General features: G+C 37.4%; 14 protein-coding genes and 2 pseudogenes. All 16 read left to right on the top strand.

The features are described from left to right. Positions 1–11 precede the first annotated feature (11 nt). Positions 12–608 carry a hypothetical protein gene (locus ADA55_RS22030; protein WP_048687607.1) on the top strand — a complete coding sequence of 199 codons (597 nt, stop codon included), beginning with the start codon at positions 12–14 and terminating at the stop codon, positions 606–608. 62 nt (positions 609–670) lie between these two features. Next, complete coding sequence (locus tag ADA55_RS22025; RefSeq protein WP_048687606.1) at positions 671–1,105, top strand: hypothetical protein; 435 nt, start codon at positions 671–673, stop codon at positions 1,103–1,105. A 1-nt stretch (position 1,106) separates the two neighbouring features. Beyond that, positions 1,107–1,328: a type IV secretory system conjugative DNA transfer family protein gene (locus ADA55_RS22020; protein ID WP_048687605.1), complete on the top strand. Its 222-nt coding sequence runs from the start codon at positions 1,107–1,109 to the stop codon at positions 1,326–1,328. 736 nt (positions 1,329–2,064) lie between these two features. After that, positions 2,065–3,891 carry a group II intron reverse transcriptase/maturase gene (gene ltrA / locus ADA55_RS22015; RefSeq protein ID WP_048687604.1) on the top strand — a complete coding sequence of 609 codons (1,827 nt, stop codon included), beginning with the start codon at positions 2,065–2,067 and terminating at the stop codon, positions 3,889–3,891. A 125-nt stretch (positions 3,892–4,016) separates the two neighbouring features. Then, positions 4,017–5,387: pseudogene (locus ADA55_RS22010) on the top strand (VirD4-like conjugal transfer protein, CD1115 family); the annotation flags it as partial. Position 5,388: 1 nt separating this feature from the next. Next, positions 5,389–5,880 carry a hypothetical protein gene (locus tag ADA55_RS22005; RefSeq protein WP_048687603.1) on the top strand — a complete coding sequence of 164 codons (492 nt, stop codon included), beginning with the start codon at positions 5,389–5,391 and terminating at the stop codon, positions 5,878–5,880. A 13-nt stretch (positions 5,881–5,893) separates the two neighbouring features. Beyond that, on the top strand, positions 5,894–6,736 hold the full coding sequence (locus tag ADA55_RS22000) for a conjugal transfer protein TrbL family protein (protein WP_048687602.1): 843 nt from the start codon (positions 5,894–5,896) through the stop codon (positions 6,734–6,736). A 387-nt stretch (positions 6,737–7,123) separates the two neighbouring features. Beyond that, positions 7,124–7,603: a hypothetical protein gene (locus ADA55_RS21995; RefSeq protein WP_048687601.1), complete on the top strand. Its 480-nt coding sequence runs from the start codon at positions 7,124–7,126 to the stop codon at positions 7,601–7,603. A 61-nt stretch (positions 7,604–7,664) separates the two neighbouring features. Next, complete coding sequence (locus ADA55_RS30780; RefSeq protein WP_048687600.1) at positions 7,665–7,901, top strand: PAS domain-containing protein; 237 nt, start codon at positions 7,665–7,667, stop codon at positions 7,899–7,901. A gap of 852 nt (positions 7,902–8,753) precedes the next feature. Next, entirely contained in the window at positions 8,754–9,386 is a 633-nt protein-coding gene (locus tag ADA55_RS21985) for a TetR/AcrR family transcriptional regulator (RefSeq protein WP_048687599.1), read from the top strand. A gap of 22 nt (positions 9,387–9,408) precedes the next feature. After that, on the top strand, positions 9,409–10,743 hold the full coding sequence (locus tag ADA55_RS21980) for a cytosine permease (RefSeq protein WP_048687598.1): 1,335 nt from the start codon (positions 9,409–9,411) through the stop codon (positions 10,741–10,743). Next, on the top strand, positions 10,740–11,828 hold the full coding sequence (locus tag ADA55_RS21975) for a DUF917 domain-containing protein (protein WP_048687597.1): 1,089 nt from the start codon (positions 10,740–10,742) through the stop codon (positions 11,826–11,828). The genes ADA55_RS21980 and ADA55_RS21975 overlap by 4 nt, the downstream gene beginning before the upstream one ends. After that, on the top strand, positions 11,828–13,393 hold the full coding sequence (locus tag ADA55_RS21970; RefSeq protein ID WP_081088635.1) for an ROK family protein: 1,566 nt from the start codon (positions 11,828–11,830) through the stop codon (positions 13,391–13,393). The genes ADA55_RS21975 and ADA55_RS21970 overlap by 1 nt, the downstream gene beginning before the upstream one ends. A 225-nt stretch (positions 13,394–13,618) precedes the next feature. Further along, the gene (sda, locus tag ADA55_RS28855) at positions 13,619–13,777 is read left to right on the top strand and encodes a sporulation histidine kinase inhibitor Sda (protein WP_105718837.1); all 159 of its coding nucleotides are present in this window, start codon (positions 13,619–13,621) and stop codon (positions 13,775–13,777) included. Positions 13,778–14,018: 241 nt separating this feature from the next. Then, a complete protein-coding gene (locus ADA55_RS21965; protein WP_048687595.1) occupies positions 14,019–14,405 on the top strand; it encodes an AMP-binding protein in 387 nt (128 codons plus the stop codon). Further along, a pseudogene (locus ADA55_RS28850) lies at positions 14,405–14,542 on the top strand (IS6 family transposase); the annotation flags it as partial. The gene ADA55_RS21965 and the pseudogene ADA55_RS28850, both read left to right, overlap by 1 nt. Positions 14,543–14,703 lie beyond the last annotated feature (161 nt).

Genomic DNA, 14,703 nt, shown 5'->3' with positions numbered 1-14,703 from the left:
AGGAAAACACCATGAATAAATTTTTCGCTACGTTGTTAGGACTATCCATCCTAGCGAATATGATTTTAGGATTTATGTATGTTGGTCAAAAGACCATAATGACTCAAGCAGAAGATCAAAATATCGAAACCAAAAAACAGATGGGTCAGTTGAAAAGTAAAGTGAATGCAAAAGACAAGGAACTGAATACCTTTCAACGGAATGCAACCTATTATGAAATTGAACATAGTGAAGAGGTTAAAAGCTTTGTAGACGAAACTTTTAGAGGACTTTTTAATTACGATAACAAAAATTATGCTTCACGTTTTGATCAGGTCAAAGGTCGGTTAGCAGAGTCCGTTATTTCAAAATTGAAAGCTTCAGGAGAAATGGGCAGTATGGAAATTGAATTCAAAAATGAAGTGAAATCTTTACATCTTTATCTAAGTGCTGTTGAAAAAGACCAAGCAAAAGCGCTGGTAAAGATGGAAACACAATACTCTGTAGGTGGCAGTGCATTCCCCAGGAAAAATCAACTGTATGAGGTCACGATCGCTTTGGATGGAGAGAAAAGGCTCGTTGATAAATTAGAGTTAATGGGGTCTTTCGAACCTTTTGAAGAGAACTGAGTGTATCGAATGTTTTGTCGGATTTACAGAGATTGAAAGTAATCAAAAAGGAGTGGATCCTTTTGAAAGTGATGGGAATACGCCTATTGTTAATGGCCTTTTTATTAGCCATATTTGAACTGATTGTGATCAACATAGCGGGTATTCTTCCGTTTCTTGCGGCACATCAAGCCAACATATCCGGTGCCCCGTTAATGGCCTTTGTCATTGAAAACCTCATGAACCCTATTGGAACATCCACCAGCATGATTGAAAAAAAGAATCCACTTTTCCTCATGGGTAGTGCAGCTGTAATCGTATTAGCCGTCTTTATGGTCTTTTTTACGAATGGCGGCAAGGGTAAATATGAATTAGCGGATAAATACGGTGTTCATGGTTCAAGTAGATTTGCTCAAAAGCACGAAATATTTACGTATGGTGAGACGGTTGAGGTTCCAGCCAAACAGCTTATGCAGGATCTAGATGCGAGTATGCTAGATTCGAAAGGGGAGAAATGACGTGGCTTCCGATTTTATGAAAAATAATGGGATCATAGCAGGCGTTTTAAACCATTCAGTGATTGTGCAGCCAACGGATTCGAATCTTCCAAATCGAAACCACTTTGTAGTCGGGGGCCCTGGTTCATCCAAAACGCAAGGGTATGTTGTGCCCAATGTGTTACATGAAAAAGAATGTTCCTTAGTGGTAACGGATCCCAAAGGCGGCGCGACACGTTCCTAAGTGAAAATCTTAGGCATTGTCGAACTCTATAGTTCATCAATGAACTGTTATTCCGAGAAGTCAAATGATGGGGTAACGCCCTGAAGGGCTTCCTTTAATCCTCCGACATGCGAGGTAGTTAGCAAGAACTTAATCGTATGAAGCTCGGTGAAGTCGGCTGAGAGATACCGTAAACTCTTTATGAGTTCGAAAGTCGTCCAGAGGTGGTCGATGTATCCTATAAGCCGGAAGTCTAAAAAACACCTATGGTTAGGATGCACATAATGAACCAAATGCGAATTGTGGTTTGTGCGGACGAATCCCTGATGGTACGGGTCTATATCGGAAGTAAGTCGAAAGGCTTACAGACACATATAAGTGTCGCTACTGTGGATTAGTAAGACTCGCCTTTATGAAAATCCATATATCGTTACAGGCGATATTACGGTAGCAGGCTCATAGGGGAAACCTAATGGTGTATGTACAGATAGGAATAACGGAACGTGGTAAGCTGCTAACGTTGAGGACTTGCTATCCAATGAAACGGTTTTAGGGAAAACAATAGGGATAGTACCTACTTGTATAACCTAGATTTATAGCAGTGAAAGTGGTGGCATAGTACCTATGAAACGTGTAACGAACGTGGAGGGATGGCCACTAGTCGATTGAAGACTGACAGTTACTAGAATGGTTCATACATGGTTTCGAGTAAGACTAAGAGATGTAATTCTCCAGATAAGACAGGAGGTTACAGCCCATGTTGAAGAAAACCAAGTTGCGACACAATGAATATTACGACATGCAAAAAGTGTATGACGGACTTTATTCAAGTAGTCAAAACGGTAACAACTTTTATAAGTTAACTGAAATTATTGGTTCAGAAAGAAATATACGATTGGCATATCGTAACATCAAAACAAACAAGGGTAGTAAAACGGCTGGTACTGATGGTCTTACTATCAAGGATATATGGCATTTAAATGATGACCAGATTATTTGTGAAGTAAGAAAAAGGTTAACGAATTATACGCCACAGCCAGTGAGAAGAGTATTTATTCCAAAAGAAGGTTCTGACAAGAAAAGACCGTTAGGTATCCCGACGATTTGGGACCGATTAGTTCAGCAGTCTATTCTTCAAGTACTTGAACCAATTTGTGAAGCAAAGTTCCATCCTCATAGTTATGGTTTTCGACCGAATAGGAGTACACATCATGCATTTAGTAGGATGGTAAGCCTCGTAAATGTCGGAAGACAACATTACTGTGTTGACATTGACATTAAAGGTTTCTTCGATAATGTCAACCATGGAAAATTGCTCAAACAGATATGGACTCTAGGAATAAGAGATAAATCACTTATAAGCATTATTTCCAAGCTACTAAAATCTGAAATTGAAGGTGAAGGAATTCCTAATAAAGGGACTCCGCAAGGTGGAATTATCTCACCACTTTTGTCAAATATAGTTCTGAATGAACTAGATTGGTGGATAAGTAGTCAATGTGAAACATATAAGCCCCATCGAGCAAATTCTATTGGATTCAGACAGTATGCTAGGAAATATACAAAGCTTAAAGCTGGTTACATCGTACGCTACGCAGATGATTTTAAAATCATGTGTCGCACATACCAAGAAGCCAAACGTTTCTATTATGCGACTGTTGACTTTCTCGAATCCCGACTGGGATTAGAAGTTAACGAACAAAAATCTAACGTAGTTAACCTGAAGAAAAACTCTTCTGACTTCTTAGGATTCAAGCTCAAAATTGTCAAGCAAAATAAAGCCAGATATGGCTACATTGCGAAAACATCAATGAGCAATAAGTCAATTTCAAAAACGAAGAGAATCTTAAAGAATAGAGTTAAAGAGATACAGCATGAGCCTACTGCTGAAGCAGTAAAGAGGTTCAATATTACCCTTGTTGGAATTCAGAACTACTATAGATATGCCACAACAATTTACATGGATTTAACAGATGTGAATTACGCTCTCTTAAAATCCATAAAAGCCAGGCTGAAAAAGAACGCTACAACGGTAAAGTTCAGTGAAACAAGCGTACTGTTTAGAAAGAAAACTAAAGGTATAAAACCTAACACTAAGATATTTTCTGTACAAGAAGCGCCACTCCTACCAGTTACAGGGGTTCATCATAAAAACCCATGGAATTTTAGTCAAAGTATCTGTAACTATACAAGAGCAGGCCGCAGTAAAGTACACAAAGGTCTTAAAGCGATTCCTAGAGATGTTCAAACACAAGTGATGAACACCTACTCTAAAAATAGGAGCATTGAGTACAATGATAATCGTATCTCAAAGTACATCGCACAATATGGAAGATGTTATGTCACAGGTGAGCCGATTGGAGTTGATCGTGTCCATTGCCATCATGTTATACCAAGGGCAGAAGATGGGTCAGATAAATACTCCAACCTAGTTATTATTGATATTTTCGTACACAGGCTGATTCACATCACCAGTGTTGATAAAATCGCTAAGTACCTTAGGTACTTCAATCTAAACAAGAAACAATTGGATAAACGGAACTCACTGAGGAAAGCGTCTGGCAATGAACCGATAACAACGTAGCTTAAATAAGTCAGTTGGAAACGATGGAACGCCGTATGCGCGGAAACGTGCTCGTACGGTGTGAAGTGGGGGAAAAGACGGCGATAATTTCAAACTCTTACCTATCACTATAGGTCTATGAACTAACTTCCGAAGTCAAACGTAGACAAGGCTATGAAGTCCATGTGGTGAATTTTTCAGAAATGGGATACTCAGATCGATATAATCCCTTCGATTACGTTAGAGAGGAAATACAGGCTTCCACGGTAGCGAATGCCATTATCGCTTCCAAAAATGACCCGAAACGAAAAGATTTTTGGTACAATGCCCAATTTAGTTTGTTAAAAGCACTTATCTTATACGCCGTTCATGAATTACCACCCGAACAACGTAACATGACGGGTTTGTTAGATTTCTTACAGGAATTTGACCCAGAAGCAAGTAAAGACGGAGCAAGTGAGCTAGATGGACAGTTTTTAAGAATGGACAAAACACATCCAGCTAGAAGGGCTTATGAGTTAGGATTTAAAAAATCCCAAGAAAAAACGCGAGCGAATATTATTATTTCTTTACTTACGACGATAGGTGACTTTACTTCAAGTTCGGTCTCTCGATTTACAAGCTTTTCCGACTTCTTTTTAGGTGATGTGGGAAAAAGGAAATTGGCCTTATATGTGATTATTCCCGTTATGGATTCTACATGGGAAGGGTTAATTAATTTATTTTTTAACCAAATGTTTCAGGAGTTATATAAAGTAGGAGCTCAAAACAGAGCTAAGCTTCCTCAACCAGTGATCTTTATTTTAGATGAATTTCCGAATTTAGGAAAGTTTCCCGACTATGAAAAATTCTTGGCAACCTGCCGGGGCTACGAAATTGGAGTACTTACCATCGTTCAAAGCATCACTCAATTGCAAGAGAAGTATGGCCGGGAACAAGCAGAATCCATTTTAGGGAACTGTGGAACAAAAATCTGTTTAGGGAATGTCAATGAAACGACCGCTAAATACTTTTCAGGGTTAATGGGAAAAACCACCGCGAAAATGGAAACTGGTTCAATTTCAAAATCAAAAGGACAATCATCCAGTTCGTCTTCTTCCTCAAGCTTTTCTTATTCAGCACGCAACTTGATGAATGTCGATGAAATTTTAACGATGCATAAAGATGACGCTATCGTAATCATCACTGGAAAACACCCAATAAGGGTTAAAAAAGCCTATCAATATGTCCTGTTTCCAAATGTAACGAGCTCATTACGTGTAAGCCAATTAAGTTATCAGAATAAACCATCACAAGAAGTGTTGGATTGGCTGGAAGGGAAAAGAGAGGAATATGATGAGTATATTAAATCAACGGAACGGCAAGAAACATTAGAAAAAGCGGAAGTTGAAATGCATGAGAAACAGGTCGTAAAAGCTGAAAAAGAGGCTGAAAGACAAGTGGAACTGGCCATGAGCTTCTTTTCTAAAATGAATACTACTTCTAGTACCAATCCATCAAAAGAAGGGGGATCTTAAGTTGATAAAAATAACGTTGTTTATACCAACATTCATTTTACTTCTATTACTCGCTGCTTGTAATGGAGGTGGTGAAAGCTTTGAGCCGAAGGTTGAGCAAGAAAAGGCGACAGAAGTGATAAACAGTGTGTTAACTTCATTTGAGGATCAAGAGAAGGTGGCTGAAGCAAAAACAAGTGATGAAGCAAATGTAACCGCTTGGAAGAAGTTAAAAGAAAAAAATATTGCTGCTCTCTCAAAAGATTTAGAAGTAGAGGATCAAAAGAGGCTACTTTATCTTTTGACGCTTAATAAAGCTGACGATCTTAGTAATGGAGAAACAAAATCTAATATATTATTTACACATAATACAGAAATTAAAGATGTTTCACTTGACCAAGAAAAGAAGATATTTACTTTTGATATAGAGCGCAGTGGATTTGATCACAAATTAATTACCTTAGATAAACAGGAAGACGTTTGGAAAATCGTAACCGTTCAGGATCCTGAATAAGAGGTGAATCAATTTGTTTGATTTTAAAGAAAAGATTGTAGAAGCCATTCAGGGAATGCTAGAGGATTTTATTGAATGGGCACTTTTAATGTGTAATGATCTTTTACTGAAGCAAAACGCTGAAGTAGAGTTCCTTTCATCCGTCAATAATCTTTTGCTTGCCCTAACCTCAACGATAGCTGTAACGATCATTTTATATAAGGTTATAGAGGTTATGTCAAGAAATGCGGCAGGAGATGCCATTGCATATGGACCTGTGATTGTAAATACGTTAAAAAGCGCCCTACTGATTCCAGCGATGCCTTTTGTTCAGAAAATCTTATTAGAAGAAGTTGCTTATAATATGGGAAATTGGATGATTGGAGAAGGAAGTAAGGTTAGTCAGGAAAAAATAGCTGCTATGTTAGAACCCAGAAACTTTGAAACACTTCATTTCCAAGGGGCTGCTCTTCTTATATTGTTAGCTGTCTTTGCAATAGCGTTTATTGCATTCTTATTTTCAGTAGCGATATTCCACGCGGATGTGATGTTCCTATATTTATTAAGTCCGCTTGCTTGTGTGTCGGTTATTGCGGATGATAATGAATATTTAGGAGTTTGGTGGCGTGAATTACTAAGTCAGATCGTTACGATTCTTTCCAAAATCTTTTTATTTGTAATAGCTTTAAGTATATTAATCAATGAAAATCTTACATTTCTTAATTTTCTATTACTCATGGGATGCTGTATTCTCTTGATTAAGAGTCCTTCGGTCCTTAGAAACATGTGGTATTCATCTGGGTCGGGCAGAGGCATGATGGGGGCTATGGGTGGGACAACGAAACTAGCTGCTAGAAGATTTTTATTAAAAAGGTAGAGGCGACTTAATTGTCGTTTTTATTTTGCACGCAGAATAAAAGTGTTGACTTACATATTCTCTTATTCAACATTGCATCGTCCTAGTTCTGGAATACATAAGTAAGTTGAACAAAAAAACTACTCGATAGGAGAGTTAAAAAGAACAATCCCATAGATTCCAGAAGAAAAATTTATCTTGTTGCTCTCGTGAGGTTTACTTGTAAATTATTTTAGAAATAACCTCGATAGAATATATATTTCAATCTAATATGCAAGTATACAAGGTGATTCAAAACAAATGTTTCAAAGTGATTTGATTATGATTCGAATTGTATACAGGATGAGTTGAAGGAAGTATGGTGATGAATACAGAATAAGTCAATAAGATGATTTAGGAGGGAATTGCATGACATACTTGGAACAATTTGCACGTAATCGGAGAAGAAGAGAAAAGACCGAGGTATTAACCGCACGCATCCCAGAAAGCTTGTACGGTGATTTCAAAGGTTACTGTGACGAACTGAATTTATCTATCAGTGAAGCGGTTTGTCTCCTGGTAGAGCGTGAAATGGCAGGGAATGAAAGGGTATCTGGGGAACTAGCAATCACGGACGAATACAAAATGAATGATGATGTAGTCAATGTGAATACAGAGGTAGTCAATAAGGTTGCAAAAAGAAGTCATTCAAATACAAATAGATTTGTAACGACACAATGGCAAGTAGACGCACAGCTTCCATGTCCATATTGTGGTCAGTGGTTGGCAGCGACTAACTTCGCCAGACATGCCAAGCGACACTTAACAACCACACAGGATATTTTTACGAATGAGAGATTTAGAGAGAAAATCAAAGAAATGATCCAGACGAAAAAAGCTGAAAAATGAACTAAATGAAGAGGTAATTTTGGATTAACAATAGTATATAAGGGGGAAGGGAGTTTATTCCTTGAAAGAGCAATCAAATAATAAAAACACAGCTTCAATTAGTGAAAACAGCATAGGCTGGTGGAAAGCAATTATAGAGTCAATCAATGACGGTGTTCTAATGATTGATCATAATGGGTATGAACGAATGATCAATCTTGAATATACACGTATTACTGGTTTACCACCAGATATCATTGGGAAGCCACTGGGAAAATATCGGCCCGGGCGCAACCTGAACTTTCCGCAGATTCATTGAGACCATCAAAACTTACTAAACGTTGTAAATCCACATTTACTTATGCTACCCCAATTATGTTTTTACTCTTGGAAAAATCTTTCAATCTACACTATTTTTTTGTATGGTCTTATTAGGAGGTGATTTATGGTGAAAGAAAAATGTTCCCTTTACGATAAATTACCGTAAGATTTATTTGCTGGGTTTTATTTTGAAATAAATAAGAACATTGAAAAGGGAATCTTGTCTGATGCCATGTATCATGAAATTAGATTAATGGAACAATCAGCATTAAGAAGGGGGATCTCACTTGAATACATACATGATAATGGTCCCCGTATAATTGAAGCTGAGAAACTACTAAGAGGAACAACCAAGCAACACTAAATCGTAGAGTAAGAATTCTAAAAATGTTTTCTAGTAATCCTTGGAAATGTAAGCGCTTTCTGTTATAATAAAGATGGGTTGGATGGCATGTGTGGCTGTCATAGTATCTGGCGTAGGCGGGGCCGATACCGGAAGAGGGCTTAGAGAAAATATCCTTTTTTAATTGAATAAAATCATACATAAACAATAAAAGAGAAAAACGATAGACCCTTTGGCTCCCAAAGGGTCTATTTTGGTATAACTTCATTTAATGGAGATGTGATTTTTAATTTAATCGATTAGAGAGAATTGCTCCTAGTGCGAAAGCTAGGCCTTTTTTGTGAAGGATGTTTTTTCAAAAAAAACAGACCGACAGCCAATCTTTCATATTTGCCCTTTAACTGAAATTCACCAGTTGGTTGAAAGAATTTTCAGAATTTAGCTATTGTAATTTATCAGAATAGTTAGTATTATTATACCTAACTAAATTAGTTAGGTGGTATGTTGATGACGAAAAATAAAATTAAAGACGTTGCATACAAGCAATTAGCTGAGAAAGGCTATGAGCGTGCAACTCTTTCAAGCATTGCTAAAGAGGTGGGTATTAAAACGCCGTCCATTTATGCTTTTTATAAAAGTAAAGAAGATTTATTTATGGCTGTATATAAGGATCTGTTGCAAGATAATCACCGTCACATAAAAAGTTCAATTGACAATCTAACAAATGGAACGGTAAAAGAAAAGCTTTATCAAATATTAGAAGCGATATGTCATTATCATTTAAGTCAACCTGAGAAAACGGCAGCCTATATGAAATTTACCTTTTTCCTTCCTCCGACTTTAAACGATGAAGTAAAAGAAACGTTTAGCGAGATGGAAGAGGTTCTTGGTGAGATGCTTGAAAGTATCTTTTCGGAGGGAATTAGGCAGGGGGTGTTAAAAAATCAACCTATTGATGACTTAATTGCCTCCTTTCTATGTTTAATGGACGGAATCTTTTTGGAATTGCTCTATTATCAACACCAGGAAGACAAATTTAAAAGACGGGTAGAGCAAACCTGGAGCATTTATTGGAATGGAATTTATAACGATCATGAAAAAGCAGCTTCCTCTGATGAACAAAGTAAAAAAAAATTGTGACTATAAATAGGGGGCTGCGTCTATGAAAGAGGAAAAAGTTATTACAGATTTTGCACGAGAGGCCGTACCAAAGGAATTGCGAAGATCATGGTTTTCCATGTTTTCGGTATTAGTCGCTATCGGGGTCGACTTATCTGCGGTTATGTTAGGGGCGGAATTAGCGAATGGGATGCCGTTAAATCAAGCAATTTTATCGGTTTGTGTCGGATCGCTCATTCTTGCCATTTTATGCACGATTTGTGCGATTGTCGGAGCTTCCACCAATCTTTCTACATCAATGATTACAAAGTATGTATTTGGAAAATATGGTGCTCAAGTGTTTTCTATTGTCCTCGGAATATCTTTACTTGGGTGGTTTGGGGTACAAGTGGGCTTTTTTGCTACCAATGCGCACACAGTTTTACAAGACGCCTTTCACGTATCCATCAACGTTAAAGTCCTTTCTTTAATTGGCGGTCTACTGATGATGACGACCGCCATTTTTGGGTACCGGGCTATTGAGAAATTAAGCGTGTGGTCTGTGCCGCTATTATTAGGATTAATGCTGTTCACCTTATTTTTAACGCTGAAAAATTATTCGATACCCGTAAGTATTCCAAAAGCAGGAGGATTTACGTTTGGCAGTGCGATCTCGCTTGTTATTAGTATTTTCATAGTAGGAGCAACGGTGCAGCCGGATATTTCACGTTGGGCAAAAAGTAAAAAAGATGCAATCATTGCTACATTTTTCGGAATTTTTATTGGAAACAGCTTCATGATTATCCTAGCTATTTTAATGTCAAAGGCAATGGGAACTGATGATATGATGAAAATTTTTATCACGCTTGGACTGGCGATTCCAGGAATACTCGTATTAACGCTCGCACAATGGACGACGAATACGTCGAATTTATACTCTTCTTCGCTAGGTTTTTCGATAGTTTTCACGAAAATTCAGAAAGAATGGTTAACGATTATTTTAGGAATCATTGCAACAATCCTGGCAGTTCTCGGTATTTATGATCAATTTCTTTCATTTTTAAATATTTTGGCGATAATAATTGCACCGATTGGTGGTATTTATGTAGCTGAATACTTTTTTGTCAAAACAGAGTTCCAACGCTATGACCTACATTTAGAGGCAAAGGCAGTCGTAAATCGTTCGATCATTGCCTGGGTTGCTGGAATGCTGATTACTTATTTGACAACTGCACAGCCGTCAGGATTAGCTTTATTTTCCCTTACAAGCGTCTCTGCCCTTGATGGCGTTTTAAGTGGATTTATTGTACAAACGGTGTTAGGAAAACTATTGAAACAAAAGGATTCGTTTCAACAAGTAACGATCGACAAAAAAGAAAATGAGGAGTTTGGACAATGAGATATATAGATGAACAGACAGTTGAAAAAATCGCATTAGGTGCAGCCGTTTTAGGAACAGGCGGCGGTGGAGATCCCTATATTGGGAAATTGATGGCGATAGAAGCCATTAGAAAATATGGACCCGTGAAGTTAATTTCATTAGATGAATTAGAGGATGACCAGTTGGTAGTAACTGTATCTGGTATGGGTGCCCCAACTGTCGCAATTGAAAAAATACCGTCAGAACATGAAATGACAGCACCATTGGAGATGTTAGAAAGAGTGCTGGGGAGAAAAGTCGATGTGGTAATGCCAATTGAAGTAGGGGGGATCAACTCTTTATTTCCAATTATCGCTGCTGCTAAAAAAGGTTTGCCAATGTTAGATGCGGATGCGATGGGGCGTGCGTTTCCAGAAGCACAAATGGTAACCTTCTATTTGGACGGGTTTGACCCATCACCTGTTACAATGGCTGATGAGAAAGGAAACACGGTCGTGTTGTATCCACAAGATGGAGTGTGGACAGAACGATTAGCACGTGCTCTCACGATTGAAATGGGAGGAAGCTCATCCGTTTGTGAATATAGTCTGTTTGGAAAGGATGTCAAGACGTCGGTTATTCCTGATACACTTTCTTTGGTTGAACGAATAGGTGAATATTTGTTAGATAATCAAGTGAAAGAACAAATAGGAATCAATAAAATGTTAAAGGAATTAAATGGATATTTTTTGTTTGAAGGCAAAATTTCAGACATTGAACGGAGGCTTAGTGGAGGCTTTACAAGAGGTAGTGCAAAGTTGGAAGGTAGTCGTAAAGACCAAGGGAAAACATTTTCCATCTATTTTCAAAACGAGCATTTAGTAGCGAAAGAAGGCGAGCATTTATTATGTTCTACACCAGATTTGATTGCTGTTTTAGATGCTGAAACGGGTTTCCCTATTACAACAGAAAGAATGAAATATGGTACACGTGTTGTAGTCGTTGCATTTCCTTGCCATGATAAATGGAGAACGCCAAAGGGAATTGAAACAGCAGGACCTCGTTATTTTGGGTACGATTTTGACTATCAACCAGTAGAAGTTCTACAGAAGGAGAGAAGATAATGTATCGCTTAGGAGTAGATGTTGGAGGAACTAATACAGATGCAGCTTTATTAGACGAACGTTTACAGGTTATTCATACGGTTAAAGTACCAACTACAAAAGATGTAGAAAGTGGGATCTTTGAAGCCATCGCAAAAGTGGTACAAGAAAGCAGAATAGAGCCTAGTGATATTGGATATGCCATGCTTGGAACAACGCATTGTACGAATGCTATTGTTGAGCGTAAACGTCTAAATAAAGTAGGTGTTATTCGAATTGGGAAGCCTGCTACAACAGCTATCCCTCCGTTTACAGATTGGCCACAAGATTTAAGAGAAGAAATTGAAGGAGCTTCTACTATTGTTTCTGGTGGCTATGAATTCGATGGACGATTGATTTCTGAGATAAATAGAGAAGAAGTGTTGAAATTTTGTAAAGAAATAAAGGGGAGTGTAGAAAGTATTGCTATTTCGGGTGTGTTTGCGCCTGTAAATAAAGAACAAGAAGAAAATGTTTCAATCTGGGTAAAGGAAGAACTTGGAAATATTCCCATTTCTCTTTCTAATGAAATTGGTAGTATCGGTTTACTAGAACGTGAAAATGCCACTATTTTAAATGCAGCCTTAATGACAACGGGTCAAACTGTTATTAAGGGATTTTCTAAGGCATTAAGTAATCTCGATATTAAAGCGGAAATGTTTTTCAGTCAAAATGATGGGACATTAATGAATGCAGCTTATGCCCTTCGTTATCCGATTCTGACCATGGGGTGCGGGCCAACAAACTCTATTCGAGGTTCAGCCCATTTATCAGGATTAAAGGATGCCATTGTACTTGATGTTGGAGGAACAACAAGTGACCTTGGTGTATTAACAAGAGGATTTCCAAGACAGTCTTCTTTAGCTGTAACAATTGGTGGTGTAAATACTAATTTTAGGATGCCTGATATTTTATCAATTGGGCTGGGCGGTGGAACTCGCATTTTTGGATTAGACGAAAATTTTACGATTGGGCCGGAGAGTGTAGGCTATGAGATTACCAGAAAAGCACTTCTTTTTGGTGGAGATGTATTAACTACTTCAGATGTTGTGACGCGTTTAGGACATGCTTTTGAGGATAAAGCAATGCAGGTTGACCAGTTATCAATAGAGCTTTGTAATAATGTATATAAAAAAATGACAGATATGTTAGAGGATGCAATTGATCAAATGAAAACGAGCTCAAAAGAAGTACCACTTATTTTGTCAGGTGGTGGGAGCATTATTGTTTCGAATTCTTTGAAAGGGGTTTCAGAGGTCGTTAGGCCAAAACATTTTGAGGCCGCAAATGCAATTGGAGCAGCACTTGGTCAAATTAGTGGTGAAGTTGAAAAGGTTTATAGTTTAGAAGGAATTTCTCGTGAAGATGCTATCCATCATGCTAAAAAGTTAGCTACTGAGGAGGCAATAAAGGCGGGAGCAAATAATGCCACTATATCGGTGGTTTCTGTAGAAGATATACCACTTTCGTATTTACCTGGAAATGCATTACTAATTAAAGTAAAAGTAGTCGGCGACTTAGTTGGTTCTGGTGTAAAAATTATTTAAAAAAGTCACAGGATATTACCTTTAAGAAAATTTAAGAAGGTGCTTATAGGTTTTTATAATTTGAAAGATTGGTATTGTTAATAGAAAACAGAGTACTAAACCACATAAACAACGACGTAATTGAGTAGAAGATTACTTAAAAACGAATTATCTTGATTTTGATGTTAAGCTGCGTGGTAAGGAAAGAATTGAGAGTTCTAAAAAGGTGTTGAAGGGGGAATAATATTGCTTCAAAAGTTAAGCGATGAATTATTAATTAATACCTATCTTAAAGCAAAAAAAATAGAAATTGACCCCAGTTTTATATCGTTATTAACCAAAGAAATAAATAAAAGATTTCGTTCTGATGTAATAAAATCATTAAATTTTCTAGAACTATCATAGAAATACACCCAAACCAACAGATAGGCTTTGCAAATGAAATTGTACCAGTAACATTGAAAAAAATTTATAAGGTACAAAAACAACTCAAAGAAAAGTAGAGAAGCTAAAAACATTTTGAAATAATTGGAAAATAATATTCAAAAGAAGAAGTAGAGACAATTATCCAGTTGAAAAGCCTATTAATTAGGCTTTTTAATGTGTTTAAAAATTAAAGCAGGGGTCTTAGTCATAATTAGGAAAGGTGGAGAGTATCCTGACATTTGGTACAGTTATAAAGCAAAATGCAAGTAAGTACAAAAATAAGCAGGCTGTTATTTTTCAAGATAAAATCAAGACATATGAAGAGTTGAACACTCACGCGAACAACGCAAAAGGCGATAAAGTAGCTGTCATGTTAAAGAAACATGCTGCTTATGTCGAGATCATGGCCGGGCTGTCCAAAATTGGAGTCATCATTGTACCGATAAACTATCGCCTGGTTGGACCGGAAGTAGAATATATACTAAGAAACCCTGAAAGCCGGGGATTCATTATTTCAGAAGAATATGAAGGGATTGCCCAAAAGTTGCTTCCAAAAAACTCTCAATTAGAAACCGGACTGGTAGTGGGGGTGCGACCAATGAAATGATATTAGGATTGAAATCATTTTACACAGCTACTTACATTATGAGTGGCATAGAAGCGATGCATGTGATCAAAAAGAAGCAAGTTCACCAAGGAGTGAAGTCTGCCCAAAATCATAAATTGTTTGGATTGGCTTCATAAGCCAACAATGTAAAAGAAATCGACACTCTATGTTTCTAGCGAGTAGTTTTTGCACCAGAACCATATTATCGGTTCTGGTGCAAGAACTTGAAGACAATTGAAATTAATCTTTAAATCTTGGACATACTGATACTATTACTCTAAAAAAAGGTGTGTGATCG

The sequence above is a fragment of the Bacillus sp. 220_BSPC genome (genome assembly GCF_001054655.1).
In the GTDB taxonomy this organism is placed as follows: Bacteria; Bacillota; Bacilli; order Bacillales; family DSM-1321; genus Peribacillus; species Peribacillus frigoritolerans.
The sequence above is the reverse complement of the archived record's forward strand: the minus strand, read 5'-3'. Positions and strand labels throughout refer to the sequence as shown.